Source organism: Nonomuraea sp. NEAU-A123 (genome assembly GCF_018603905.1).
In the GTDB taxonomy this organism is placed as follows: domain Bacteria; phylum Actinomycetota; class Actinomycetes; order Streptosporangiales; family Streptosporangiaceae; genus Nonomuraea.
The window spans coordinates 1-26,349 of sequence record NZ_JAHFZZ010000002.1; the positions used below are offsets into that span (position 1 = coordinate 1).

At 69.0% G+C, this 26,349-nt stretch carries 20 protein-coding genes; 17 read left to right on the plus strand and 3 right to left on the minus strand.

Annotated elements, in window-relative coordinates; all coding sequences use genetic code 11:
* The first annotated feature begins 777 nt into the window (after nt 1-777).
* From KLK06_RS04020 to boxB, 3 genes are read left to right on the plus strand one after another with little or no spacing between them, the layout of a single operon-like run.
* Entirely contained in the window at nt 778-1,662 is an 885-nt protein-coding gene (locus tag KLK06_RS04020) for a 3-hydroxyacyl-CoA dehydrogenase family protein (RefSeq protein WP_308168091.1), read from the plus strand.
* A complete protein-coding gene (gene paaZ / locus KLK06_RS04025) occupies nt 1,659-3,209 on the plus strand; it encodes a phenylacetic acid degradation bifunctional protein PaaZ (RefSeq protein ID WP_214633953.1) in 1,551 nt (516 codons plus the stop codon). The genes KLK06_RS04020 and paaZ overlap by 4 nt, the downstream gene beginning before the upstream one ends.
* Nucleotides 3,210-3,211: 2 nt before the next feature.
* Nucleotides 3,212-4,690, plus strand: a complete 1,479-nt coding sequence (gene boxB, locus KLK06_RS04030; protein WP_214633954.1) for a benzoyl-CoA 2,3-epoxidase subunit BoxB — start codon at nt 3,212-3,214, stop codon at nt 4,688-4,690.
* On the opposite strand, the gene KLK06_RS04035 is transcribed toward boxB, so the two are convergent.
* The gene (locus KLK06_RS04035) at nt 4,687-5,568 is read right to left on the minus strand and encodes a PaaX family transcriptional regulator C-terminal domain-containing protein (RefSeq protein ID WP_214633955.1); all 882 of its coding nucleotides are present in this window, start codon (nt 5,566-5,568) and stop codon (nt 4,687-4,689) included. The two genes, boxB and KLK06_RS04035, sit on opposite strands and share 4 nt — an antisense overlap.
* Before the next feature lie 186 nt (nt 5,569-5,754).
* Here KLK06_RS04035 and boxC point away from each other — a divergent pair, with 186 nt between their 5' ends.
* From boxC to KLK06_RS04070, 7 genes are read left to right on the plus strand one after another with little or no spacing between them, the layout of a single operon-like run.
* Nucleotides 5,755-7,437, plus strand: a complete 1,683-nt coding sequence (boxC, locus tag KLK06_RS04040) for a 2,3-epoxybenzoyl-CoA dihydrolase (RefSeq protein ID WP_214633956.1) — start codon at nt 5,755-5,757, stop codon at nt 7,435-7,437.
* Nucleotides 7,438-7,439: 2 nt separating this feature from the next.
* Nucleotides 7,440-8,996, plus strand: a complete 1,557-nt coding sequence (locus KLK06_RS04045; RefSeq protein ID WP_214633957.1) for a benzoate-CoA ligase family protein — start codon at nt 7,440-7,442, stop codon at nt 8,994-8,996.
* Complete coding sequence (locus tag KLK06_RS04050; protein WP_214633958.1) at nt 8,989-9,966, plus strand: NAD(P)/FAD-dependent oxidoreductase; 978 nt, start codon at nt 8,989-8,991, stop codon at nt 9,964-9,966. Before KLK06_RS04045 ends, KLK06_RS04050 begins: the two co-directional genes overlap by 8 nt.
* Nucleotides 9,967-9,982: 16 nt before the next feature.
* A complete protein-coding gene (gene fdxA / locus KLK06_RS04055) occupies nt 9,983-10,315 on the plus strand; it encodes a ferredoxin (protein WP_214633959.1) in 333 nt (110 codons plus the stop codon).
* Nucleotides 10,312-11,181, plus strand: coding sequence for an amidohydrolase family protein (locus tag KLK06_RS04060; protein WP_214633960.1), 870 nt, complete (start codon nt 10,312-10,314; stop codon nt 11,179-11,181). Before fdxA ends, KLK06_RS04060 begins: the two co-directional genes overlap by 4 nt.
* A gap of 3 nt (nt 11,182-11,184) precedes the next feature.
* Nucleotides 11,185-11,712: a gamma carbonic anhydrase family protein gene (locus KLK06_RS04065; RefSeq protein WP_214633961.1), complete on the plus strand. Its 528-nt coding sequence runs from the start codon at nt 11,185-11,187 to the stop codon at nt 11,710-11,712.
* Between the two features lie 57 nt (nt 11,713-11,769).
* A complete protein-coding gene (locus KLK06_RS04070; protein ID WP_214633962.1) occupies nt 11,770-12,084 on the plus strand; it encodes a hypothetical protein in 315 nt (104 codons plus the stop codon).
* A gap of 142 nt (nt 12,085-12,226) precedes the next feature.
* On the opposite strand, the gene KLK06_RS04075 is transcribed toward KLK06_RS04070, so the two are convergent.
* On the minus strand, nt 12,227-12,406 hold the full coding sequence (locus KLK06_RS04075; RefSeq protein WP_214633963.1) for a hypothetical protein: 180 nt from the start codon (nt 12,404-12,406) through the stop codon (nt 12,227-12,229).
* Between the two features lie 449 nt (nt 12,407-12,855).
* Between KLK06_RS04075 and KLK06_RS04080 the strand changes: the two genes are divergently transcribed.
* The 6 genes from KLK06_RS04080 (at nt 12,856) to KLK06_RS04105 (ending at nt 23,643) form a co-directional block, all read left to right on the plus strand.
* A complete protein-coding gene (locus KLK06_RS04080) occupies nt 12,856-14,157 on the plus strand; it encodes a LacI family DNA-binding transcriptional regulator (RefSeq protein WP_214633964.1) in 1,302 nt (433 codons plus the stop codon).
* A gap of 98 nt (nt 14,158-14,255) precedes the next feature.
* Nucleotides 14,256-15,326, plus strand: a complete 1,071-nt coding sequence (locus KLK06_RS04085) for a glycoside hydrolase (RefSeq protein WP_214633965.1) — start codon at nt 14,256-14,258, stop codon at nt 15,324-15,326.
* On the plus strand, nt 15,323-16,036 hold the full coding sequence (locus KLK06_RS59530) for a cellulose binding domain-containing protein (protein WP_250904911.1): 714 nt from the start codon (nt 15,323-15,325) through the stop codon (nt 16,034-16,036). The genes KLK06_RS04085 and KLK06_RS59530 overlap by 4 nt, the downstream gene beginning before the upstream one ends.
* 32 nt (nt 16,037-16,068) lie before the next feature.
* Nucleotides 16,069-17,517 carry a non-reducing end alpha-L-arabinofuranosidase family hydrolase gene (locus KLK06_RS04095; RefSeq protein ID WP_214633966.1) on the plus strand — a complete coding sequence of 483 codons (1,449 nt, stop codon included), beginning with the start codon at nt 16,069-16,071 and terminating at the stop codon, nt 17,515-17,517.
* Nucleotides 17,518-17,583: 66 nt separating this feature from the next.
* The gene (locus KLK06_RS04100) at nt 17,584-20,031 is read left to right on the plus strand and encodes a hypothetical protein (protein ID WP_214633967.1); all 2,448 of its coding nucleotides are present in this window, start codon (nt 17,584-17,586) and stop codon (nt 20,029-20,031) included.
* A 252-nt stretch (nt 20,032-20,283) separates the two neighbouring features.
* Nucleotides 20,284-23,643 (plus strand): glycoside hydrolase N-terminal domain-containing protein, encoded by a 3,360-nt coding sequence (locus KLK06_RS04105; RefSeq protein WP_308168092.1) that lies wholly within the window; start codon nt 20,284-20,286, stop codon nt 23,641-23,643.
* Nucleotides 23,644-23,697: 54 nt separating this feature from the next.
* Here the strand turns inward: KLK06_RS04105 and KLK06_RS04110 are convergent, their stop codons facing one another.
* Entirely contained in the window at nt 23,698-24,660 is a 963-nt protein-coding gene (locus tag KLK06_RS04110; RefSeq protein WP_214633968.1) for a PaaX family transcriptional regulator C-terminal domain-containing protein, read from the minus strand.
* Between the two features lie 506 nt (nt 24,661-25,166).
* On the opposite strand from KLK06_RS04110, the gene KLK06_RS04115 reads away from it, so the two are divergent.
* Nucleotides 25,167-26,150, plus strand: a complete 984-nt coding sequence (locus KLK06_RS04115) for a cellulose-binding domain-containing protein (protein WP_214633969.1) — start codon at nt 25,167-25,169, stop codon at nt 26,148-26,150.
* Nucleotides 26,151-26,349: the final 199 nt, after the last annotated feature.

Here is a 26,349-nt window from a genome sequence, read left to right on the forward strand (position 1 = left end):
CCGCAACATCGCCTCACGCGGTGTGGCGGACTGGGCAGTGAGTCACGCTGCCTGACGCGGACCTCGCCGCCGAAGCCAGCGACGGTGAGGAGCTGCAAGCTCGGTCGTTTACGGCCGAGAAGCTGACTGATCTCCTGTTGGTCGTTGGCACGTTCTACGCTCGAGAAGCGGCTGCCAGGTTCACCGCGCGTACTCCGCCGTGAGGCGGGATGAGGTCTCTGCGGGTTGCGCGGGGCCTGGGTCAACTGAGTTGGTTGCGCACCCCGTTGGCGGCCATCGCCCGCCGCCGGTCGACGGCATCCAGATGGAAGAAGGCGCCCAGTTGGGCGATGTCGGGGACAACGGCGCGCATCCAGCAGATGCGGGTTTCGGCCTCTCAGCGGAGAAAGGCGTATCCGGGTCAGGGAGTGCTGCCCCAGCCCACCCACGAAGAGGCTGGGGCTTGTGATCATCTCGGTGGACTGCGTGCGGGCGATCTGCTACCGGCAGGTCGTCGCCGGCGGTGAGCAGAAGGCGACCTCGGGGTAGCGCGGAGAGGGTTTGTCGAGCAGGGTCGCGATCACGCTCGCTCCACAGCGGCCGCCGTCCGTGACCGTAGCCGAACCTCGGCTCGTCATCGCCCATGATCCCCACCGTAGACGCCTCGCGACTGCCGTCCAGGCCATGAGACCTGGGCGGATCGGTGGCAGGTGCTGACCTGCGACTTCCGCTCCACCCCACAAGAACTTGCTACACAAGTCTTCCGAATCACAATGAAAGTGTGGCATTTTGAGGAGCGTGTACACGGAGAAGCGAGAAGCACCTCCTGAGAGTTCCGCACTCCCAGGGCTGGCAGGCGTGGTGGGCGGCGGCCGCATGGGCGCCGGCATCGCCCACGCCCTGCTGCTGGCCGGAAGCGCGGTCACCCTGGTCGAACGCGACGAGCAGGCCGCGGCCGGCGCCCGTGACCGGGTGGCCCGAGCGGTGGCCGACAGCGCACGGCGCGGCCTGGTCACGAACACCGACGAGATACTCACCCGGCTGGCCACCGTCACCAGTCCCGCCGAACTGCGGGACGTGGGGCTGGTCATCGAGGCGGTGCCCGAGGACCTCGAACTCAAGCTTGTGACGCTGCGAGCCGTCGAGGAGGCGATCGCTCCGGAAACGGTCATCGCCTCGAACACCAGCAGCATCTCCCTCGACACGCTGGCCGAGGCCCTGGCCAGGCCCGAACGCCTTCTCGGGCTGCACTTCTTCAACCCCGTTCCCGCGAGCAAACTTGTCGAGGTGGTCATCGCGACCGTCTCCGCACCGGACCTCCAGAAGCACGCCGTCGCCTGGGTCGAGGCGCTCGGCAAGACGGCCGTGGTCGTCAGGAACGCTCCCGGCTTCGCCAGCAGCAGGCTCGGTGTCCTGCTCGGTCTGGAGGCGATCCGCATGGTCGAGTCCGGGGTGGCCTCGCCCGCCGACATCGACGCCGCCATGACTCTCGGCTACGGCCACCCGACCGGCCCGCTGCGCCTGACCGACCTTGTCGGCCTGGACGTGCGACTGGGGATCGCCCGCTATCTCGAAAGCGAGCTCGGTCCTCGTTTCAGCCCACCGGACCTGCTGGTCCGGCTCGTTGAGCAGGGCCACCTGGGACGCAAGACCGGCAAGGGCTTCTACGACTGGAGCGAATGATGGACACGTTGCAGAGCTACCTGGAAGGGTCCTGGCGAGCCGGCCGCGACGAAGGCGTCCCCGTCGCCGACGCGGTGACCGGGCAGCTGGTGGCCCGGGTCAGCAGCGAAGGGCTCGACCTCGCCGCCGCCGTGGCCTACGCCCGCCACACCGGCTTGGCCGCGCTCGGCGAGCTGACCTTCCCGCAGCGGGCCGCCGCGCTCAAGGCAGTCGCCCAGACGTTGCAGGAACGCAGGCAGGAGCTGTACGACCTGTCGGCGCGGGCGGGCGCCACCAGGAGAGACGCCGCCGTGGACGTGGACGGCGGCATCGGCACCGCCCTCGTCTATGCGAGCCTGGCCCGCAAGAACCTGCCCGACCACACGCTCATCGTTGAGGACGACCCGATCCCGCTCGGCAAGGGCGGCACGTTCGCCGGCCGTCACCTCCTCACCACGCCCCGCGGGATCGCCCTGGAGATCAACGCGTTCAACTTCCCCGTCTGGGGCATGCTGGAGAAGCTCGCGCCCGCGCTCCTGGCCGGGGTGCCCACCATCGTCAAACCGGCCACCCCGACCGCGTACATCGCCGCGCACGCCGTGCGGATCATCGCCGATGCGCTCCCGCCGGGTGCGATCCAGCTCGTCGCGGGGCGCATCCCCGGCCTGTTCGACCTGCTCGGCGGGCAGGACCACATCGGGTTCACCGGCTCGGCCGCCACGGCCGCGCGGCTGCGCTCCGACCCGGCGGTCACGCGCCGCTCGGCGCGCTTCAACGCCGAGGCCGACTCGCTGAACTGTTCCGTGCTCGGGCCGGACGCCATCCCCGGGCAGCCGGAGTTCGACTTGTTCGCCGATGCCCTGGTCACCGAGATGACCGTCAAAGCCGGACAGAAGTGCACCGCCATCCGGCGCGCGTTCGTCCCGGTGCAGCTCATCGACGCGGTGTCAGAGGCGGTCGAGGCCAGGCTCGCCCGGGTCGTCGTGGGCGCGCCCGGCGTCCCAGGCGTGACGATGGGTGCGCTCGTCGGGCTCGCCCAGCGTGACGACGTGCGCGCCGCGGTCGCCCGGCTGGCCGCGGCCGGGTCGATCGTGTGGGGCGACCCGGCCAAGGTCGAGGTGGTCGGAGCCGACGCCGAGCGCGGCGCGTTCCTGTCGCCGCTGCTGCTGCGCGCCGACGACACCGGCCGCACGGAACCCCACGAAGTGGAGGCGTTCGGCCCGGTCAGCACGCTGCTGCCCTATCGCGACCTTGAACAGCTTCACGAGCTGATCGCACGCGGAGAGGGCTCCCTGGCGGGCTCGGTCGTCTCACACGACCGTGACTTCGTGCGGCAGGTGGTGCTGGGCGCGGCCGCCTACCACGGCCGCATCCTGGTGCTCGACCGCGACAGCGCGGGCGAGTCCACCGGCCACGGCACGCCCATGCCCCAGCTCGTTCACGGAGGGCCCGGCCGTGCGGGCGGCGGCGAGGAGGAGGCCGGACTGCGCGCCGTCTACGCCCACCTGCAACGCACCGCCATCCAGGGCCATCCGGCAACGCTCGACACCATTATCAGCAAGGAGTAGCCATGACCACCGACTCCCGTACCGGCGCCGCTCCCGCGCCCTCCGGCCCGCTCAACCGCGTGGACTACAGCGAGCGCATCCCCAACAATGTCGACCTGGCGAGCGACCGCCGCCTGCAGCGTGCGCTGGAGAGCTGGCAGCCCAAGTTCCTGGACTGGTGGAAGCAGCTCGGTCCTGCCCTGCCGACCAAGGACGTCTACCTGCGCACCGCGGTCGCCGTGGGCCGCGACGGGTGGGCGCACTTCGAGCACGTCCCCATGGAGGAGTACCGCTGGGGGATCTTCCTGGCCGAGCGCGACCCCGACCGTACGGTCAACTTCGGCAAGCACAAGGGCGAGCTCGCCTGGCAGGAGGTGCCCGGCGAGCACCGCGCCGACCTGATGCGGCTCATCGTCGTGCAGGGTGACACCGAGCCGGCCTCGGTCGAGCAGCAGCGTGTCCTCGGCAACACCGCGCCCAGCATCTACGACCTGCGCAATCTCTTCCAGGTCAACGTGGAGGAGGGCCGTCATCTGTGGGCCATGGTCTACCTGCTGCACGCCTACTTCGGCAGGGAGGGCCGTGAGGAGGCCGAGCAGCTGCTCAAGCGCAACTCCGGCGACCTCGACGCGCCGCGCATCCTGGGCGCGTTCAACGAGGCGACCACCGACTGGCTGCAGTTCTTCATGTTCACCTACTTCACCGACCGCGACGGCAAGTACCAGCTCGGCACGCTCAAGGAGTCGGCGTTCGACCCGCTGGCGCGTACGTGTGAGTTCATGCTCAAGGAGGAGGCCCACCACATGTTCGTGGGCACCACCGGCGTGCAGCGGATCCTGGAGCGTACCGCCGAGCTCATGAAGGAGCACGGCACGGCCGAGATCCTCCCGCACGGCGGTATCCCGTTGGATGTCATCCAGAAGTACCTGAACTTCCAGTTCTCGGTCTCGATGGATCTGTTCGGCTCCGAGCAGTCGACCAACGCCGGCAACTACTTCACCTCCGGGCTCAAGGGCCGTTGGATGGAGACCCGGCGCAAGGACGACCACGTGCTCCTCGACGCGACCCGCGAGGTGCGCTACATCGAGGACGGCCGGATCGCGACCAAGACCGTGCCGATGCTCAGCGCGCTCAACCTCGACCTGCGCGACGAGTACGTCGCCGACTGTTCCAACGGCGTGCGCCGCTGGAACCAGGCGCTGGAGGACGCCGGGCTGGAGGAGCGGCTGTACCTGCCGCACGAGGGCTTCAACCGCAAGGTCGGCGTGTACGCGGGGCACCACGTCACACCGCAGGGCGACGTCGTCGACGAGGCCGCCTGGCAGGCCCGCGCCGCCGAGTGGCTGCCCACGCCCGAGGACCGCGAGCAGGTCGCGGCGCTCATGGTGCCCGAGTACGAGTACGGCAAGTTCGCCGGCTGGATCGCCCCGCCGAAGACCGGCATCAACGACCAGCCGGTCGAGTTCGACTATGTGCACCTCGCCGACGAAGGACTCGTCTAATGCCGCGTGGCGGCGCCGGAGTCCATGAGGTCCCACTCGGCCTGGGCGCGCCTGCGCCACCGGTCGCGCAGGTCGTGGAAGACGGTCGCCGCCCGGGGCCCCGGCCAGTCGTGGTCGAGCAGCTCGGCGGGCAGGTCGGGGTCGAGGAACGGGAAGCGCCGCCATTCCTGGATGAGCAGCACCTGATGGACGAACGCCTCCCGGTCGGTGGAGACCACGCGGCCCTCGAAGCGTTCGATGAAGCCCAGGTAGCGCTTCTCCACGTCGTCGAGGTCCCACGCGGCGTTGATGAGCTTGGTGATGTCGCCGATGTCGCTCGCCGGGCCGATCCAGGCGTGGGCCCGGTCGCCGAGGTCCAGCTCGCGGACGACGTCACGGACCGCGGCCTCCTTGGAGGCGTCGGGAATGACCCAGAGCGTGGGGGAGGGCGACCCAAGGCCGAGCCAGGTGAGCTTGGTGCGCAGCCGGTGACGGAGCCGGCGCTGGGTCTCCGGCACGCCGGCGGTGAGCACGAGCCAACGGCCGTCCCACGCGTGCGGCCTGCGCATGAAGCCGTAGATCCGCTCGGTGCCCTCGCGCAGCAGCCGCTCGCCGGCCTCGGTGAGGTTCCAGCGCACCTTGCGGCCGTGCCGCACCGAGGCCAGCAAGCCTTCGGCGCAGGTGCGCGACAGGGCCTGGCGCGCGGACTTCTCCTCGATGCCGAAGGCGCCGAGCGCGTCGATCAACGTGCCCGTCCAGACCTCGCCCCGGCGCGGCAGGACGAACTCACCGAGAACCGTCAGCAGCAGCGAGCGGGCGCTGGCCGAGGTCTTCTCGGGCTCGTGCCCGGCGGGCTCCGCCGCCTGACCGATGTCCGTGCGCGGTTCGCGCGGGGTCACGTGGCTCTCCCGTCATTCGACGCGTCGATGACGCGCATTCTGCCAGGTCGGGCATGCCTACGCGGGAACGCCCGCGCGCCGGGCCCGTGGGAACCCCGGACAACCCAGCAAAAACTACAAACTCTTGACGACACGTTTTAAAAACGTGGAGTATTGAGGGTATCCTCTCGTTCAACGGAGCACACATTGACCGTCACCGCTGAAACCGCGCATCCGGCTCCGCCGGTGGTCCGCTTCGCCACCTCCCCGGATCGCTACCGCCACTGGAAGCTCGAGGTGGACGGGGCGGTGGCCACCGTCACGCTGTGCGTCGACGAGCACGGGGGCCTCGTCCCGGGCTACGAGCTGAAGATGAACTCCTACGACCTCGGTGTCGACATCGAGTTGTACGACCTCGTCCAGCGGCTCCGCTTCGAGCACCCGGAGGTCAAGGCTGTCGTCATGACCGGCGGCCTGGACCGGATGTTCTGCGCCGGGGCCAACATCCGCATGCTCGCCCAGTCCACGCACGCCTGGAAGGTGAACTTCTGCAAGTTCACCAACGAGACCCGCAACGGCATCGAGGACGCCACCGAGCACTCCGGCCAGACCTGGATCGCCGCGCTCAACGGCACCGCCGCCGGCGGTGGCTACGAGCTCGCGCTCGCCTGCGACCAGATCGTCCTCATCGACGACGGGTCCTCGGCCGTCTCCCTGCCCGAGGTGCCGCTGCTCGGCGTGCTCCCCGGCACCGGTGGCCTGACCCGCGTCGTGGACAAGCGGCACGTGCGCAAGGACCGCGCAGACCTGTTCGCCACCAAGTCCGAGGGCTACCGCGGCCGCACCGCGGTCGAGTGGGGCCTGGTCGACGCCGCCGTGCCGCGCAACGCCCTGAACGGTGAGGTGGCCAGACGCGCTCAGGAGGCCGCGGCGACGTCCAAGCGGCCGTCGGACGCCACGGGCGTGAGCCTGACGCCGCTCGAGCGCAAGGATGACGGCGACGCCATCACCTATCCCTACGTGTCCGCGAGGATCGACCGGGCGAACCACCGCGTCGAGATCACCGTCTCCGGCCCTCACGACGCACCACCCGCCGAGCCCGCCGCCCAGGGCTGCGACTACTGGCCGCTCGCCGTGACCCGCGCGCTGGACGACCTCATCCTGCACCTGCGCACCAACGAGCTGGATCTCGGCATCTGGGTGCTGCGCGCCGCGGGGGACCCCGAGCGTGTCCTGGCCTACGACGCGCAGCTCCGTACGGTGGACGACTGGTTCGTCAACGAGGTCCGCCACTACTACAAGCGCACGCTCAAGCGCCTCGACGTCACCAGCCGCAGCCTCATCGCCGTCATGGAGCCGGGCACCGCCTTCGCCGGGTTGCTGGCCGAGCTGGCGCTGGCCGCCGACCGGCAGTACATGCTGGCGGGCGTCTACGAGGACCGCGACGACGACGCGGAGCCGGCCACCGTCGTCCTCACCCCGTCCAACGACGGCGACTACCCGATGGGCAACGGCCTGTCCCGGCTGGAGTCCCGCTTCTGGGGCCACGACGAGGACCTCACCGCCGTCCGCGCCAGGCTCGGCGAACCCCTGGACGCCGCCGCCGCGCAGGAGCTCGGCCTGGTCACGATGGCCCTGGACGACATCGACTTCGAGGAAGAGCTGCGCATCGTCCTGGAGGAGCGCGCCTCGCTGTCACCCGACGCGCTGACCGGCATGGAGGCCAACCACCGCTTCGTCGGCCCGGAGACCCTGGAAACCAAGATCTTCGGACGGCTCACCGCCTGGCAGAACTGGATCTTCATCCGCCCGAACGCCTCCGGCCCCGACGGCGCCCTGCGCCGCTACGGCACCGGCCGCAAGGGCGACTACGACCTCGGACGGGTGTGAGCATGACCATGTTCAACGCCGGTACGTGGCTCGTCCACCGCCACGTGCGGGAGGGCCGCGGGGAGCGGGTGGCGGTGCGACGTGGCGGGGCCACGCTCACCTACACCGAACTGTCGGACCTGGTCGGAGCCGTCACCGCGGCCCTGCGCGGACTCGGGCTGCGCCGCGACGACCGGGTCGTGTTCGTCGCCAACGACGACGTGCCCATGTTCGCCGGCATTCTCGCGGCCTTCTGCGGCGGGTTCGTCGCCGTTCCGGTCTCCACCATGCTGAGCGCCAAGGAACTCGGCACGATCATCACCGACTCCGGCGCGAGCGTGGTGGTGGCGAGCGCCGAGTACGGACCCCAGGTCAGTGACGCCCTCACCATGGCGCCCGAGGTGCGCCATCTGGTGTGTGACGGCGACGCGGCGCTGCCGGCCCCCGCCGGAATCACTTCACTGACCTGGGCAGAGCTGCTCAAGGCAGGCACCGGTGAGTCGCGTGACCCAGCCACCACCGTGGAGGACTCCTGGGCGCTGTGGCTCTACACCTCCGGCACCACCGGCGCCCCCAAGGGCGCGATGCACCGCCACGCCAACATCCGGCACGTCTGCGAGACCTACGGCGACCAGGTGCTCGGCATCGAACCGGACGACGTCTGCTTCTCCGTCGCCAAGCTCTTCTTCGCCTACGGCATCGGCAACTCCATGTTCTTCCCCCTCTCCGCCGGGGCTGCGACGGTGCTGGAGCCCCGCCGTCCCGCCCCCGCTGTGGTCGCCGAGCGCATGGCCGCCGACCGGCCGACGTTGTTCTTCGGCGTCCCGACCTTCTACGCCACGCTGCTCGCCGCCGACCTGCCGGAGGACACCTTCACGTCGGTACGGCGGGGCGCTTCGGCGGGGGAGGCCCTGCCCGCTCCGCTCCAGGAGAGATTCACCGGCCGCTTCGGCGTGGAGATCATCGACGGCATCGGCTCCACCGAGGCGCTGCACATCTTCCTGTCCAACCGGCCCGGCGACATCCGCCCCGGCACCACGGGCCGCCCGGTACCCGGCTACGACATCGAGATTCGCGACGTGGACGGGTCGCCGATGCCCGACGGGCAGCCCGGTTCCCTGCACGTGAAGGGCGAGTCCATCGCCCTGGGCTACTGGCGGCGGACCGGGGCCAGCCGCGCCGTGTTCGCGGGGGAGTGGCTCAACACCGGCGATACCTACGTACGCTCGCCGGACGGCTACTACACGTGCCTGGGCCGCAGCAACGACCAGCTCAAGGCGGGCGGCATCTGGGTCTCGCCCGTGGAGGTCGAGAGCCGCCTGCTGGAGCACCCTCGGGTGGAGGAGGCCGCCGTGGTCGGTCTGGCCGACGAGCACGGGCTGGACAAACCGGTCGCCTGCGTCGTCGCCCAGGGTGAGGTCACCGCCGAGGAGCTCATCCAGTGGTGCCGCGATGGTCTGGCCGCGTTCAAACGCCCCAGGCAGGTGGTCTTCCTCGACCGGCTGCCCAAGACCGCGACCGGCAAGATCCAGCGCTTCAAGATCCGCGAGCTCCTCGCCGAGGGGGCAGCCCATGAGTGATCTCGACGTCGACATGCTGGTCGTCGGAGCGGGGCCCGTCGGCCTCTTCGGCGCCTACTACGCCGGGGCGCGCGGCCTGCGCACCGCGGTCGTCGACTCGCTGAGCCAGGTCGGCGGACAGGTCACCGCCATGTATCCGGAGAAACAGATCTACGACATCGCCGGGTTCCCCTCCGTCTCCGGCCGGCAACTCATCGCCAACCTGGTCGAGCAGGCGGCGCCGTACGAGCCGACATACCTGCTCGGCCAGGAGGCGCAACGGCTCGAACGCTCCCCCCAAGGCCGGCTCCAGGTGAAGACCAGCACCGGAACCGACATCAGCGCCGGGGCCGTCATCGTGACCGGGGGCATCGGCACCTTCACGCCCCGGCCGCTCCCGGCCGGGGAGGAGTTCCTCGGCAGGGGCCTGGCCTATTTCGTCCCCGACAGTGCGGAGTACGCGGGCCGGGACGTGGTCGTCGTCGGCGGTGGCGACAGCGCCGTGGACTGGGCCCTGATGCTCCACCCCATCGCGCGCAGCGTCACGCTCGTCCACCGCCGCGCCGCGTTCCGCGCTCATCACGCCTCGGTGGAGCAGCTCAAGGCCTCGTCCGTGGAGATCGTCGTCAACGCCCAGGTCATCGCCGCCCTCGGTGGTGACCTTCTGGAACACGTCGAGCTCAGCACGGGACGCACACTCCCGTGCCAGCGGCTGGTGGCGGCCCTCGGTTTCACCGCCAACCTCGGCCCGCTCCGCGAATGGGGCCTGGACCTGCACGACAACCGCCACCTCGTCGTCGACTCGGCGATGCGCACCAACGTGCCCGGTATCTTCGCCGCCGGCGACATCGCCGACTACGACGGAAAGGTCCGCCTGGTCGCGACCGGCTTCGGCGAGGTGGCCACGGCCGTCAACAACGCCGCCGTGTACCTCGATCCCGGCGCCCAGCTCTTCCCAGGGCACTCCACCGACCAACCCGTCCCGGCCTGACCAGGAGTCTTTCAGCATGCCGTACGTCATCGCCGCACCCTGCATCGACGTCATGGACAAGTCGTGCGTCGAGGAGTGTCCGGTCGACTGCATCTATGAGGGGGACCGCAAGCTCTACATCAACCCCAAGGAGTGCATCGACTGCGGCGCCTGCGAGCCCGTCTGTCCCGTCGAGGCGATCAGCCAGGACCGGCGCGTCCCCGACGAGCACGCCGAGTTCGTCGAGGACAACCGCCGCTTCTTCGCCGAAATCCTACCGGGACGCGACGCGCCGCTCGGCGCGCCCGGGGGCTCGCACAAGACGGGTCGCATCGGCACGGACACCTCCATGGTCACGGACCAGCCGTGATCGACGGAATCCCGCTCATCGACGCGCACGTCCACGTGCCGCTGCTCGGCACCCTCAAACCGGCCTGGCGGCGGTGGGCCGACGACTTCGGCGCGGACGGCGTCATGGAGGACGCCTGGGACAGTGAGGGCAGGCCGCGTCCGGCCCGCCTGGACGAGATCTTCGCGGCCCAGGGCGTGGACGTCGCGCTGCTGTTCTGCGAGTACAGCCCCAAAGCCACCGGCACGCAGGCGTTCGAGGACCTGCTGCCCATCGTCGAGCACAACCCCGACAGGTTCCGCCCCGTCGCCAACGTCAACCCGCACCTGCACTTCCCGATCGCCGCCGAGGTGCGGCGGCAACTCGACCTCGGAGCCGCCGCGCTCAAGCTGCATCCCGTGCACGGCGGGTTCCGCTGCGACGACGCGGCCCTGTACCCGGCGTACCACGTGCTGGAAGAACGCGGCGTCCCGCTCGTCGTCCACTGCGGCACCAGTTCCTTCCCCGGTGCCGCCAACGAGAACGCCGACCCACGCTTCCTCATCCCGGTCGTCCGGGATTTCCCCAGGCTCAACGTCGTGCTCGCGCACGGCGGACGCGGCTGGTGGTACGACGCCGCCGCCTTCCTCGCCCTGTCCCACGACACCGTGTGGCTGGAACTGTCCGGCCTGCCACCCAAACGGCTGCCCGAGTACTACGCCAGATTCGACCTTGTCCGCCTCGCCCGAAAATGGATCTTCGGCACCGACTGGCCGGGCGTGCCCGGCATCGCCGCCAACGCGCGCGCCGTCGCCGGACTGGTGACGGACGAGGTGGCCGCGGCCATCCTCGCGGGGAACGCCAGGAACGTGTACGCCGGCCTGCCTCCGATCCAGAAGCAGGAGTGACCCATGCCCATCTACGCTCTCGGCGACCAAGAGCCCCGGATCCACCCGGACGCCTACATCCATCCCGACGCCGTCGTCATCGGCAGCGTCGTCATCGGCGCCGAATCGTCAGTCTGGCCGGCCGCCGTCCTGCGGGCCGACTTCGGCCGCATCGAGATCGGCGACCGCACCTCCATCCAGGACGGCACCATCGTGCACACCACCGAGCAGTGGCCGACCATGATCGGCAGCGACTGCGTGGTCGGGCACAACGCCCACCTCGAAGGCTGCACCATCGAGGACCGCTGCCTCATCGGCTCGGGCTCGGTCGTTCTGAACCGCGCGGTCGTCCGCATCGGGTCGGTGGTCGGCGCCCAGGCGCTCGTACCCGAAGGCCTGGAGATCCCGGTGGGCCACCTGGCCCTTGGTGTGCCGGCTCGGCCCCGACCGATGCGGGACGACGTACAGAGCGCATGGATCGACTACGGCGTGAACGAGTACCTCGCCAACTCCAAGCGCTACCGGCACGAACTACGCAGGCTCGACGGTTGAGGAAAGAGGCCATAGCGGACCTGGCAGGGATCGGGCGGCGCCGGAGGGGACCGTACGGTGACGGCCGATGCCTGGCGCGAGACGGTGCTCGGCATCATCGAGCAGCTCACCATGATGCTGGAGCAGCCCGACCCGCGCCATGATGGCCCCCGGGACACAGCCGACCCGGTGCGGGCATTCCTGCGGCGCATCGCCGACGGCGGCGGCCGCCTGCACAAGCTCGAGGCCCACCAGGCCGCTCGCGAGGTCGGGCTGGACCGCACATCGGTGGCCGACCTCTACAAGGCCCATCCGCCTCTGATCAGCACCGAAGGACACGACAGGGTGCTGACGGAGGCCGGTCGCGCCCACCTCACCGCGGACCTCGCCTGACCGCAGGCAGAGCGGGCATCAGCGGCGCCACTCCAGAAAGGCCGTCATACGCTCCTTTCCTCTCCTTATGTTCTACATATTTCACACGATTCGACTATATATTGTCGACTAAATCTGACCTGGGTGTCTTGTGCGGCAGTCGTCACTGCCCGGCCCGATTCCACGGCCAGGAGATCACCGTCCAGCACAACAGCAGCAAGGCCATCGGACGCCGGAGGACGGTCAACAGGCAGGTCGCACTGCGGATGCCCCTGGACGTGATCAAAGCCAAAGCCGCATCGTCGCGACCTACGGAGACGTCTTCCGGCTTCATCAGCGTCATGGAGATCTCGATTCAAGACCCTGGCAGGCAAGCAACGTGCGTAAGCGTGTGATTTAACCTCTGATCTTCGCATTTGCCCTGGTTGGTGCCGATGGTGATCTATCGCGCATAGCGGGCTGTGGCGGCGAGGCCACGTCGATTCGGGAGACGAGAGGCGGCCACCGACTCTGACCGGTGACACCCCACGATCTGGCGACAGTGGCAGCACTGGCGCGCTGGCTGTCCTGGCAGATTTCCGCGCCGAGTGGTTCGCCTGCCTGACGGGTCGCGGCGAGGAGTTGTTCGAGCTGACCGACGCGGTGCTGTGCGCGGATGGGCCACATCATCGACCGGCCCCTACGGCATCGCTGAACAGCCCGCAGTGCCAATCGCGCCTCATCCAGCTCCATGGAGCTATTCATGGAGCTATGTAGAGGCGAAATATGGAGCCATACTGCTACGGTGGCGGCATGTCGAGCGAGTCCGGACCGCGGCGGCGGGCACGCGGTGAGGTCGAGACCCTCCCGAGTGGATCGCTACGGGTAAGGGTGTACGCCGGAGTCGATCCGGTTTCGAAGAAGCGCGAATACCTCGTGCGGACGGTGCCCGCCGGCCCGCAGGCGGGCCAGGAGGCCGAGGAGGTTCGTGCCCGCCTGCTGCAGGAGGTGGCGGAACGCCGGGCGGGCGCTCAACGAGTTGACGGACGACGCCCGGTTCCCGATATCGATGCCGACACTGGCGTCGCGGGCGGTAAGGGCCACCGGCGCCCGGGCGGCGCGTTGACGGTCGCGGCGGTCGCGCGGTTGGCAGGGGTGTCGCCGCCTACCGTGTCGAAGGTTCTCAACGGGCGTTCGGGGGTGGCGCCGCGGACCCGCCGGCGGGTGGAGGAACTGCTTCGCGAGCAGGGCTACCGGCGCCCTGAGAAGGTCGCGCGGGCCGCCTGCGTCGAGGTGGCCTTCTATGGCATGCAGAGCTACATGACTGTAGAGATCATGCGTGGCGTGAAGCAGGTCGCCGTCCAGCACGGCCTGGCTGTCGGCTTCACGGACGTGTTGCGGGAGGCATCGACGGGGCGCAGCTGGGTCCAGGATCTCCTGGCGCGGCGCCCCACGGGGATGATCGCCGTACACGCGGGCGCCATGCCCGAACACGGCCTGCTCGATGCCGTCGCGATCCCGGTCGTTGCGGTGGACCCCGCCACCGAGCCGCTGCACCCTGTTCCTTCAGTGGCGGCGGACAACCGGCGCGGCGCCTTCGCCGCGGCCCAACACCTGCTCGATCTCGGCCATCGACGGATCGCGGTGATAACCGGGCCGCTCGAACGCGTGTGTGCCCGGGCCCGCCTGGACGGCGTGCGAGCGGCGCTGCAGGCGGCCGGCGTGCCGCTGGACGAGCGCCTGCTACGCGCGGGCCTGTGGTTCTCGTTCGACGACGGCTTCAGTCACGCCCGGGAGCTGCTGCGCCTGCCCGACCCGCCGACGGCGGTGTTGTGTGGCAACGACCTGCAGGCGTTCGGCGTCTACGAGGCGGCCCGGCAGTACGGCGTCTGCATCCCGCGTGACCTCAGCGTCGTCGGCTTCGACGACATCTCCTACGCCCGCTGGTGCGGGCCACCCATGACCACCGTGCGGCAGCCGTTCGCCGAAATGGGCGCCACCGCGGCCGAGCTGGTCCTGACCCTGGCCGCCGGTGAAAGTTTCACGCAATCCCACATCGAGCTGGCGACCGCTCTGATCGTGCGTGACAGCACCGCACCACCGCCCGGACACTGAGCCTGAGGCCCCCGTCGGCGAAACGATCCTTGCCTCTACCGATCGTTTCTGTCATCCTCCCTCACGGCAGCCGAGCAGGCCGGCCGAAGGGAGTGGCCATGCCACGCAGATACCGCCGGATCACGCGGGCATTGGTAGCGCTGGCGGCGCTGCTGGGCGTCGGCGCAGTGATCGACTCGCGCCTCCCGACCGCGTATGCCGCCTCGGCGGCGACCATCAACGGCTCGAGTGTGCAGCAGCCGATCGACGGGTTCGGCATCTCGGAGTTCTTCGGCCGGTCCGCCATCATGCGCGGGTCGCAAGGACTGTCCGCGCAGCGCCAACGAGAGATCCTCGACCTGCTCTTCGACCGCACCAGCGGAGCCGGGCTGAGCATGCTGCGACTAGGCATCAGCTCCACGTCCAGCTCGATCCAACCGGCCGATCCAGGCGGTCCGGACGCCACCCCGCGCTACGTCTGGAACGGTGATGACGACGGCCAGGTGTGGCTGGCCAAGGAGGCCAAGGCGTATGGAGTGAACCGCTTCTACGCCGACGCCTGGAGCGCGCCCGGCTATATGAAGACCAACGGAGACGAGGCCAATGGAGGAAGCCTGTGCGGCCTGTCCGGCGCTTCGTGCGCCGGCGGCGACTGGCGCCGTGCGTACGCCGGCTATCTCGTGCAGTACGCCAGGTTCTACGCCCAGGAGGGCATCACCATCAACGACCTCGGGTTCACCAACGAACCCAACTGGACCACGGCCTACTCGTCGATGCGGTTCACCCCGGCGCAGGCAGTGGAGTTCGCGAAGATCCTGGGCCCGATCGCCGGCGCCGCCGGGCTGAACATGACCTGCTGCGACGTGGTGGGCTGGAGCGGCCAGCGCGACTACACCACCGCGATCGCGGCAGACCCCGAAGCGCATCGGTGGGTCACCACCCACACCGGGCACTCCTACGGCAGCGCCCCGACCACGCCGCTGCCGGTCAGCGGCCGGCACACCTGGATGTCGGAGTGGAGCCCGGACGGCACCACCTGGAACGAGAACTGGGACGACGGCAGCGGCTACGACGGCTTCACCGTCGCCCAGGCCATCCACACCGCGCTGACCGGCGGCAACGTCAACGGCTACATCTACTGGTACGGCGCGTCCACCGGCGCCACCCGCGCCGCGGATTCATCCAGATGAACGGCGACGCCTACCGCGTCTCCAAGCGGTTGTGGGCGATGGCCGCCTATAGCCGGTTCATCCGGCCGGGCGCGAACCGGATCGCGGCGACCACCTCCGACGGCAACCTGCGGTTGTCCGCCTACCGCAACGGCGACGGCTCAATCGTGGTCGTGGCGCTCAACGCGGCCGGCAGCGCCACCGAGGTGTCCTACGCCCTGCAGAACACCGGGATCACCACCGGCACGGCGACGCCGTACCTGACCAACGGATCCAACAGCATGACCGCGCAGCCCGCGATCGCGGTGGGAGGCGGCGCGTTCACCGCCACCGTGCCGGCCCGCTCGCTGACGACCTACGTGCTCCGCCCCGGCGGCACCGTCACCACGCCACCAGCTACACCGCAGCCCGGCGCGGGCTGCCAGGTGACCTACACCACCAACGCGTGGAACACCGGCCTGACGGCCAGCGTCACCATCGCCAACACGAGCAGCAACCCGATCAACGGCTGGTCGCTGACGTTCACCCTGCCCGCGGGGCAGAGCATCACGTCCGGCTGGAACGCCGCCTACAGCCCGACGAGCGGTCAGATCACCGCCCGCAACGTCAGCTACAACGCGGCGATCCCGGCCAACGGCCCGGTGAACATCGGCTTCCAGGCCACCCACACCGGCAACACCGGCAAACCACCCCAGTTCAGCCTCAACGGCACTACCTGCGCCGAGACATAGCACGACCGCCCCATCAACGATGGAGACGCACCATGCGCATGAAACCCCTCATCGCATCCGCAAGCCTGCTGACCGGCCTCCTCGTCGCGCTGCCGGACACCGCCGCCTACGCCGCACCGGCACGCTACGAGGCGGAGACCTCTCCCGCGGTCTGCACCGGCACCATCGACTCCAACTGGACCGGCTACTCCGGCAGCGGATTCTGCAACGGCAACGGCGCGGTCGGCGCCTACGGCCAGTTCACCGTCAACGTCTCCGCCGCCGGCACGGCGACCCTGGGAATCCGGTTCGCCAACGGCACCACCACGGCCCGGCCGGCCAACCTGATCGTCAACGGCTCCACCGTGCAGACTCCGTCCTTCGAAGGAACGGGTGCGTGGTCCACCTGGATCACCAAGACCGTGACCGTCACGCTCAACGCCGGCGCCAACACCATCCGCCTGGACCCCACGACCTCCGGCGGTTTGCCCAACATCGACTACCTCGACGTCGAAGCCACCGACCCGCCTACGGGCAACCTGCCCAGCAGCTTCCGGTGGAGCTCCAGCGGTGCGCTGATCGCGCCGAAGTCCGACGCCACCCACGACATCCGCGCCGTCAAGGACCCGTCGGTGGTGTACCACGACGGCCGATGGCATGTGTTCGCCAGCACCACGAACGCCAACGGCTCCTACAGCATGGTGTACCTGAACTTCACCGACTGGGCGCAGGCGGGGGCCGCGCAGCACCACTACCTGGACCAGACGGCGATCGGCACCGGTTACAAGGCGGCACCGCAGGTGTTCTACTTCGCGCCCCAGCAACGCTGGTACCTCGTGTATCAGGTCGGGGACAACGCGGCGTACTCCACCACCACCGATATCAGCAACCCTGGCTCCTGGAGCGCCCCGCAGCGCTTCTACGCAGGCGGCATGCCGCAGATCATCCGGGACAACATCGGCAACGGCTACTGGGTGGACTTCTGGGTGATCTGTGACAGCGCCACGTGCTACCTGTTCTCCTCCGACGACAACGGCCACCTGTACCGGTCGGAGACGACCGTGGCGAACTTCCCGAACGGCTTCACCAACACCGTCATCGCCATGCAGGACGCCGCCAGGTACCCGCTCTGGGAAGCGGCCAACGTGTACAAGGTCTCCGGCAGCACCAGCTACCTGCTGGTGATCGAGGCGATCGGCTCGGGCGGCACCCGCTACTTCCGTTCCTGGACCGCACCGGCGATCACCGGCCCCTGGCAGGCACTCGCGAACACCGAGGCCACCCCCTTCGCCGGCGCCGGCAACGTCACCTTCAGCGGCACGGCCTGGACCCGGGACATCAGCCACGGCGAGATGATCCGCAGCGGCATCGACCAGACGCTGACCATCAGCCCGTGCAACATCCGCTACCTCTACCAGGGCAAGGATCCAGCCGCCACCGACCCCTACAACCTCCTGCCCTGGCGGCTCGGCCTGCTCACCCAGACCAACTCCACCTGCTAGCGCCTGCTCCCAGGGCGGCGCGGAGCCCCGGACCGCAGCGCCGCCCTCACGCCCTCGGAGGACCCCGTGTCATTCACACGCGCTCGAGTCTGGCTCACGACCGCGGTGGTCGCCGCCGTCGGCATCATCGCCGCCGTGCCGGCACAGGCCACCGCCGGCGCCATCCCGGCCACCTCGTCTCTGTCCGCCGCCTCCACCACGACGGCGTGGCAGGCAGGCCGGTTCGTCGTGGACACGCCCAACGTCGTACGCCGGTCGAACCTCGTGCTCAACCGGCCGAACACCAACGCCACCGAGTTCGTACCGCTCGGCAACGGCACCCTCGGCGCGGCGGCGTGGTCCGCCAACGGCTTCACCGCCCAACTGAACCGCAACGACACCTTCCCCGCCCGCAAATCTCCTGGCCAGATCGTCATCCCCGGCCTGAACCGGCTCACCGCGGCCGCCGACTACCGCGCCGACCTCGACCTGTACGACGGCACGCTGCGCGCCTCCGGCGGCGGCATGACCATGACCGCGTACGTACGAGCCGAGGCCGCCCAGCTCGTGGTGGACGTGACCGGCGCCGACCCCAGCAGCAGCCAGACCGCGCAGGTGCGGCTGTGGGACGGCCGCAACCCCAGCGCCCAGGCGTCCGGATCGGTGGCCACGCTGTCGGAGACCTGGACCGACACCGGCACCTTAGGCGGCTCCGGCCAGACCTTCGGCACCATGACCGGCATCAGCGCGAGCGGGCGCAACGTCCGCGCCTCCACTGCCGACTCCCGGACCGGCCAGGTCAGCTTCCAGCCCAACACCGACGGCTCGTTCCGGGTCATAGCGGTGTCTCCCCGCTGGACCGGCGGCAACGCCCTCACCACTGCGGCGGGCCTGCTCGGCAGCGACCTCACCCGCCCCGCCGCCGACCTGGCCGCAGGCCACCAAGCCTGGTGGCACACCTACTGGGGCTCGGTCGACCTCATCAAGATCAGCTCCGCGGACGGGTCCGGCGAGTACTTCGAGAACCTGCGCACGCTGTATCTGTACAACTTCGCGGCCAGCAACCGCGACACCATCCCCGGCACCCAGGCCGGCCTGGCCAACCTGTTCAGCTTCGCCCAGGACACCCAGCCCTGGTACCCGGCCGGCTACTGGTTCTGGAACCTGCGCATGTTCGTCCAGGCCAACCTGTCGGCCGGCGCCTTCGCGCTCAACACACCCGTGTTCAACCTGTATCGCACCAACCACAGCACCATCGCCGCCTGGACCACGACCCACTACCCGGGCCACGAGGGCATCTGCGTACCGGAGACCATGCGGTTCAACGGAAACGGGTACTACGCACCCGGCTGGGAGCAGGGCAACGCCTCCTGCGACTCGCGCATCACCCCGTCGTACAACTCCCAGGTCGTCACCACCGGCCCCGAGATCGGCCTGTGGATCTGGCAGACCTACCTGATGATCGACGACCGATCGTTCCTGTCCGCGCACTACCCGCTGATGCGGGACTCGGCGCGGTTCCTGTTGTCGCACGCCACGACCGGCTCGGACGGGCTGTTGCACACCAGAGGAAACGCGCACGAGACTCAGTGGGCCGTCGACGACCCGACCACCGATGTGACGGCCATGCAGGCGTTGTTCCCGGTGGTGGTATCGGCGGCGCAGACCCTCGGCGTCGACGCCGACCTGGTCAGCCGGCTCAACGCCGCGATCCCGAAGATCCGGCCACTGCCCAGGACGGACGCCGCAACCCAGACCCAGGTGCTCGGCCCGTCCTCCGACGCCGCCGGCAACAACGTGATCGCCGTTTCCGGCCAGCCGACCGCCGCCAAGCACAACGTCGAGAACATCGGGCTCGAGTCGGTCTGGCCGTACAACCTCATCGGCGACACCGGCACCCAGTCCGACCTGGCCAAGCGCACCTACAACCGCCGCCCCTACGTCACCGCGAACGACTGGAGCAACGACGCGCTGCAAGCCGCCCGGCTCGGCCTACGCGACGAAGTACGCAACGCGATGACCGCCAACATCAACAAGTACCAGATCTACCCCAGCGGCCTGGCCGCCCTCAACGGCACCGGACAGTCGCCGTACCTCGAGCAGCAGGGCGTCAACGCAGCCGCGGTCAGCGAAGCCCTCGTGCAGCACTACGACGGCACGCTGCGGATCGCCCCCGGCTGGCCCAGTTCCTGGAGCGTCGACGGCACCGTGCACATCCGGCACAAGGGCAAGGCCCACATCCAGATCCGCGACGGGAACCTGGTCACCGTGGCCGTCGAGGCCGGAGCCACCGGCAACATCACCGTCCGCAACCCGTGGGCAGGCCAGAACGTGACAGTCATCGATGGCGCCGGCAACGCCGTGCTCACCGGCCAGACCGCCGCCACGTTCACGATCCCCGCGCAGGCCGGCACGTCGTGCCTGATCCAACGAGCCTCCGCACCCACCACCTCCCTGCCCTTCGAGGCCATCAGCGGCAGCCCCGCCACCGCCCCGAAACGCCTCGGCAGTCGCACGGTCGGCTTGTTCCGCTAACCCAGGGACGAGCGGTTCGTCGGCGCGGTCCGAGGCCGTTCGCCCCCACTTGGCGCGCGTTGCGCACTGCACGCCAGCCAGCCGCGGATCCGGCATACATCGGATTACTGGGGCCATCGCGAAGCGAGCGCATCCCGAGATGAAGTCGTAGTGCTTCCCAACGGTCCCGGCAGATCACACTCCCGCCGCCCTTGCTGCGTCCTGGTTTCGGTGCTATCTCCTTATACGATCGCTCATTGATCGGAGGAATCCGTGCTCCAGCCCCAACGCAGGCATCCCGGCATCGGCCTGCTCGCCGCGTTCTCGCTCACCTTAGGGCTCGGCGCATTGCCGGTACAGGTGCACGCCGAGCTCGACGCCTCGACGAACGCCGGGCGAGCCCCCGATGACCTAACGCTGTGGTACGACAAACCGGCCACGGACTGGGAAACCCAAGCCTTGCCCATCGGCAATGGCCCCCTCGGCGCCATGGTGTTCGGTGGCGTGGCCACGGAGCAGATCCAATTCAACGACAAGACCCTGTGGACCGGCGGCCCCGGTCACAGCGGTTACGACTTCGGCAACTGGACGACTCCACGGCCGAACGCGATGGCGGAGGTCCAGCAGCAGATCGACCGCGACGGCAAGATGTCGACCAATGCCGTGGCGGCCAAGCTCGGCCAGCCCAAGACCGGTTTCGGCGCCTACCAGACCTTCGGCGACCTGTACCTGGACATTCCCGGCGCACCCCAGAACCCCACCGGCTATCGCCGCGAACTGAGCCTGCGCGAGGCCGTGGCCCGCGTCGGTTACACCGCCGACGGTGTCACCTACTCGCGCGAGTACTTCGCCAGCAACCCGGGCAACGTGATCGTCGGCCGCCTCTCGGCCGACCAGGGCGGCAAGGTCTCGTTCACGCTCCGCCACGCCTCCCCCCGCGACGACAAGACCGTCACCGCTGCCGGCGGCCGGCTCACCATCCGCGGCGCGCTGTCCAGCAACAAGATGACGTTCGAAGCCCAGGTGCAGGTGATCACCCAGGGCGGCACCCGTACTGACGCGGGCGACAAGATCACTGTCACCGGCGCCGACAGCGCGTTGTTCGTACTGTCGGCCGGCACCGACTATGGCGACGCTTACCCGGCCTATCGCGGCAACGACCCACACGCCAGGGTCACCAAGGCGGTGGACGAGGCCGCGGCGAAGGGCTACGACGAGCTCAAGGCCGCGCACATCGCCGACTACCGCAAGCTGTTCGACCGGGTGAGGCTGGACCTCGGCCAGTCCACGCCCAAGATCCCCACCGACGAGCTGCGCAGGAACTATACAGGCGGGATCTCGGCCGACGATCGGGCACTGGAGGCGCTGTTCTTCGCCTATGGCCGCTATCTGCTGATCTCCTCCTCTCGCGAGAACGACATCCTGCCGGCGAACTTGCAGGGCGTGTGGAACAACTCCACCAGCCCGCCTTGGTCGGCCGACTACCACGTCAACATCAACCTGCAGATGAACTACTGGCTGGCCGAGCAGACCAACCTGCACGAGAGCACCAAGCCCTATGACCGTTACATCGCCTCCCTGATCGCCCCGGGCCGCAAGACGGCGCAGGAGATCTACGGCGCCCGCGGCTGGGTGGTGAACAACGAGACCAATCCGTTCGGCTTCACCGGCCTGCACAACTACGGCAGCTCGTTCTGGTTCCCCGAGGCTGCGGCCTGGACCACCCAGCACCTCTATGACACCTACCGCTTCACGGGCGATGAGGACTATCTGCGCGCGACCGCGTACCCGGCGATCAAGGGAGCGGCGGAGTTCTGGCTGGACTTCCTGCACACCGACCCGCGTGACGGCAAGCTCGTCGTATCCCCCAGCTATTCCCCCGAGCACGGCGACTTCTCCGCAGGCGCGTCGATGTCTCAGCAGATCGTGCGCGAGGTCTTCACCAACGGGCTGGCCGCGGCGCAGAAGCTCGGCGTGGACGAGGCGTTCCAGGCCGAGGTGAGCGCGGCGCTGGCCAAGCTCGACCCGGGTCTGCGCATCGGCTCCTGGGGCCAGCTCCAGGAATGGAAACAGGACTGGGACTCCAAGACCGACGACCATCGGCACGCCTCCCACCTGTACGCCCTGCACCCAGGCAACCAGATCACGCCTGGCACTCCCGAGGCGGAGGCGGCGAAGGTCTCGCTGACCGCGCGCGGCGACGGCGGCACCGGCTGGTCGAAGGCATGGAAGATCAACTTCTGGGCGCGGTTGCTGGACGGGGACCACGCCCACAAGATGCTCGGCGAGCAGCTCAAGGCCTCCACGCTGGACAACCTGTGGGACACCCACCCGCCGTTCCAGATCGACGGCAACTTCGGCGCCACCGCCGGCATCGCCGAGATGCTGGTGCAGAGCCAGCACGACGTGGTCCACGTGCTGCCCGCCCTGCCCAGCACGTGGAAGAACGGCTCGGTGTCCGGACTGCGCGCCCGCGGCAACGTCACCGTCGACGCCACCTGGAAGAACGGCGCCCCCGACACGATCACCGTACGTCCCGGCAAGACCGGGGCGATCAAGGTCAGGTCCTCCTTCATCGCCGGCCGCTACCGGGTCTACGACGAGCAGGGCCACGAGGTCGGCCCGCACCGCGACGGCGACGTCCTCAGCTGGAACGCGCGCGCGGGCAAGACGTACACGATCCACAACGAGGCCGCCGTGGCCCTGAAGGTTCCCTCCGCCGTCCTGCCGAGCACGCCGTTCACGGCCGAGGTCACCGTGACGGCCACGCGCAAGCGCGCGGTGCCCGCCTCCGAGGTCACGCTCACTCTCCCCAAGGGGTGGGCAGCCGATCCGAAGTCGGTCCTGCTGCCCGCCTCGTCTCCCGGTGGGTCCCGGACCGCGACGTTCACCGTCACCCCAGCGGCGGCGGACGGATCGCGGTACGCCCAGATCGTCGCGACGGCCGTCGGGAATTCCTGGAAAGGCTCAGCCACGGCCGCGCTCACCCTGACCCCATGCGCCTCTCCCGAGCCAGGCTCGGTCCTGGTCGCCTGGAACCCCGAGCAGGGCGGCACGGTCACCGACTCCTCGGGCAACGGACTCGACGCCACCGTCACCGGCGGGAGCGCCACCTACGACTCCACCGCGCCCACCGGCAGCGGGCTGGTACTCGACGGAAAGACTTACCTGGTCACCGGGAACACCGCTCTCGGTTTCCTGCCCGAGGCCACCTTCGCCGCCGAGGTAAAGATCGCTGGAAGCGGCTACCGCCGGCTGTTCGACTCACAGCCATCCGGCAATCCTGGCACCGACGGCGTGCTCGTCGACGTGACCCCGTCGAACACCTTGCGCTTCATCGGTGCCGGCGCGAACGTCGGCCTGAACACCACCCTGCCCACCGGGCGCTGGATCGACCTGGTGGTCACCCTGGACCGCAGCGGGGCCATCACCGTCTACGTGGACGGCGAGCAGAAGGCCAGCGGCCAGGCGACCCCCGACGGTATCACCGGCTGCGCCTCAAGGTCTCTGCGCTTCGCCGCCGATCAGGGCGGCGGCCAGCGGCTGACCGGCGCGGTGGACCGCGCGGCGATCTTCGCCAAGAAGCTGGCAGCCGACGAGGTCAAGAACTGGAGGCAGTTGGCCTTCGCCTGAGGCCCATGGCGCGTGGGCGGCCTGGGCGGGCGTTGGCCGCCGGCGAACTGAGGTCTATCCCGACGGTCTGCTGATGCGTTCCCACTCGCGCATCGCTTCCGGCTCCCACCTCGCATGTTGCCGATGGAAGAGCTTCGCGGCGCGAGCGCCGGTCCACCCGGACGGCAGCAGTTCGGCAGGCAGCGCGGGATCGATCAGCGCAAGACGGCGCCAGGAGTGCACGAGTTGTGTGTGCCTGACCAACAGATCGCTGGAAGGCGGCCGCCTGAACTCAGCGAGGAACACCTCATACTGCCGCGCAACATCGTCAAGGTCCCAAGCTTGGCGGACGAGGGTCGACACTTCACCGCCGGCGAGGTATTCGGACAGGAAGACCTGCGCTTCTGCGCGAACCCCGGCTTCGTCCAGTACGAACTCGGCCTCGCCGACCCGGTCGGTGTGCGTGCTGACCCACACTCCCGGCGCCGGGTTACCGAAGCCCGCCCACCGCAGTCGCGTGCGCAGCAGGTGGCGTCCGGCCCGATTCGTTTCCGCGGCTCGTGCCAGCACCACCAGCCACCGGCCGTCCCACTCCGGCTGAGCCGCGGTGAAGCCGAAGATCCGTTCAGCACCAAGGTTGAGGAACTGCGCGAACGCCGGGCTGAGGTGCCACCACGTGTATCGCCCTTCACGTTCGGGAGTGAGCCAGCCGTCCGCGGAGGCGCGCGCCAGGGCCTGCCTGCAGGCTTCCTCCTTGACGCCAAAGCGGCCCAGCGCGTCGACGAAGGCCGAGGTAGGCGCCGGTCGCCCCGCCGGACGCACATAGTCACCGAGAACCGTGATCAACAGTCCCCGAACACCGCCCGTGCCCGCGGCGTACCGGCGGGACAGGACGAACTTTTCCTCGGAGGCGTTGTCGAACGGACCTGTCGGCGTCGTTTCGTCTCGAGGCTCAGACATGCCGTTGGCGGCGACCGGCTGTGCAACTGCGGGCGAGGTCAGAGCGCATGTGCGGATTGTATTGCGGTGGCGGGCCACTCGATCACCAAGTGGCCCGCCACCGGGAAGACGCGTGTGATGCCGTTCGAACTGTTCGCCGTGGATGGCGCGCCACGCCGGCGTTCAGATGAGACGGCCGGCCGCAGACGTGGGCGAAACAGTGGAACTTTCATGACCACAGTTCCGCGATAGGGCCACCACCAGCCAAAACTTCCGCACATTTGACAGAGACATTGACCACCGTCGCGCAAATGTCTTACGGTCCTCTGCGGACGACAGTCGTCGATGGAGGCAGCGATGGCTTCGATGAAGGGCAGGCTCGCCGTTGCCCCCAGCACCGCGACCCGTCGAGCGACAGTGCCCGTTCGACCATGTAGCCGAAAGGCCCGCGCTCGCGCTGGGCCACGGCCCGGCGAATCCGTACTCCAGACATCCGGAAGGGGACTTCGTCGCCCAGACGTATCTGAATGCTCCGGCGCCGTCGCTGTGGAAGTCGACCTGTGATCGCAAGCCCACCACGGAAGAACGCAGTTGAGGGAGAAGCAATGCGCCTATCTCGGTTACGTCTCTTCGTCGCAAGCGTCGTTCTGGTAGCGGCGACCGCTGCGGTCAGCGGGGTTCTGACGACCGCGCATGCCGCGATCGGTTGCCGGGTCACCTACTCGGTGGCCTCCGAGTGGACGGGGGGTTTCACCGCAGGCGTGAGCCTGACGAACCTGGGCGATCCAGTCACCGGATGGACGCTGACCTGGTCGTTCGGTGCCGGGCAGCAGGTGACTCAGGCATGGGGTGCCACGGTTTCCCAGAGCGGTCCGCAGGTGACCGCTCGCAATGCCGCGTGGAACGGCAACCTCGCGACCGACGGCAATACGAGCTTGGGGTTCAACGGCTCGTGGAACAACAGCAGTAACCCGGTACCGTCCACCTTCGCGCTCAACGGCGTCACGTGCGCCGGCGGTACGGGCGAGCCAACGCCGACGGTCACCCCGACCGACCCTCAGCAACCGAACTCAATGGGCTTCATCGGCTGCTCGATGGCGGAGAACGTCGCCCAGGGGTATGTGGCGGTCGGCGGCAGACGCATGTGGGGTCCGTACGGAACGGGCGGCTTGGTCGTCCAGGCGTGGACCGATCCCCAGTCCAGCGCGTGGCAGAAGTTCGACCAGCAGGTGAGCAGGTTCGGCAGGCCGACGGCCGTGTGGGTGCAGATCTGCGTGTTCACCAACGGGGCGACCTATGACGAGGTGAAGCGGCTCATCGCCAACGCGCGCCTGCACGCGGCCTCCGGCGTCAAGATTTTCGTTACCGGTCAGCCGCTCTACGATCCCGGCCAGACGTGTTTCCTGGCGGGCCCCAACGGTCCGCAGCTGACCGACAGTCTTGCCAGGCAGGCGGCTGCCGACACCACGCAGAACGTGACCTACCCTGGGTCGTTCCGTCTCAGGAGCAACGAGGTCGCCGACGGCTGCCACGCCAATACGGCAGGCCAGCAGTCGCTCGGCAGGCAGGCCCAGGCATTCTGGGGCTAGCCGACGAGCCAGGCCGGCCAAGGTGGAGACTTCGGCACAGACGTCAGGGCGAGGCGCAGGTTCAGCTCGACGAGGAGCACGGCCCTTCCTCCGGACACCGGGGAGAGCAGCAGCCGGGGTCCGGAGGAGGGCTCTGCCAATGGCGAACATCTGCCGTTCGCCGCCGGGCAGTTGCGCGGCCAGGTGATCCCGGCGCTCG

Excerpts from the sequence above, each read along its gene's own strand:
- KLK06_RS04050 (WP_214633958.1), top strand. The coding sequence starts at position 8,989 with ATGAGTGATCTCGACGTCGACATGCTGGTCGTCGGAGCGGGGCCCGTC.
- KLK06_RS04095 (WP_214633966.1), top strand. The coding sequence starts at position 16,069 with ATGCGCATGAAACCCCTCATCGCATCCGCAAGCCTGCTGACCGGCCTC.
- KLK06_RS04075 (WP_214633963.1), bottom strand. The coding sequence starts at position 12,406 with ATGACGCTGATGAAGCCGGAAGACGTCTCCGTAGGTCGCGACGATGCG.
- boxB (WP_214633954.1), top strand. The coding sequence starts at position 3,212 with ATGACCACCGACTCCCGTACCGGCGCCGCTCCCGCGCCCTCCGGCCCG.
- KLK06_RS04080 (WP_214633964.1), top strand. The coding sequence starts at position 12,856 with ATGTCGAGCGAGTCCGGACCGCGGCGGCGGGCACGCGGTGAGGTCGAG.
- KLK06_RS04065 (WP_214633961.1), top strand. The coding sequence starts at position 11,185 with ATGCCCATCTACGCTCTCGGCGACCAAGAGCCCCGGATCCACCCGGAC.
- KLK06_RS04085 (WP_214633965.1), top strand. The coding sequence starts at position 14,256 with ATGCCACGCAGATACCGCCGGATCACGCGGGCATTGGTAGCGCTGGCG.
- KLK06_RS59530 (WP_250904911.1), top strand. The coding sequence starts at position 15,323 with ATGAACGGCGACGCCTACCGCGTCTCCAAGCGGTTGTGGGCGATGGCC.
- fdxA (WP_214633959.1), top strand. The coding sequence starts at position 9,983 with ATGCCGTACGTCATCGCCGCACCCTGCATCGACGTCATGGACAAGTCG.
- KLK06_RS04115 (WP_214633969.1), top strand. The coding sequence starts at position 25,167 with ATGCGCCTATCTCGGTTACGTCTCTTCGTCGCAAGCGTCGTTCTGGTA.
- paaZ (WP_214633953.1), top strand. The coding sequence starts at position 1,659 with ATGATGGACACGTTGCAGAGCTACCTGGAAGGGTCCTGGCGAGCCGGC.
- KLK06_RS04045 (WP_214633957.1), top strand. The coding sequence starts at position 7,440 with ATGACCATGTTCAACGCCGGTACGTGGCTCGTCCACCGCCACGTGCGG.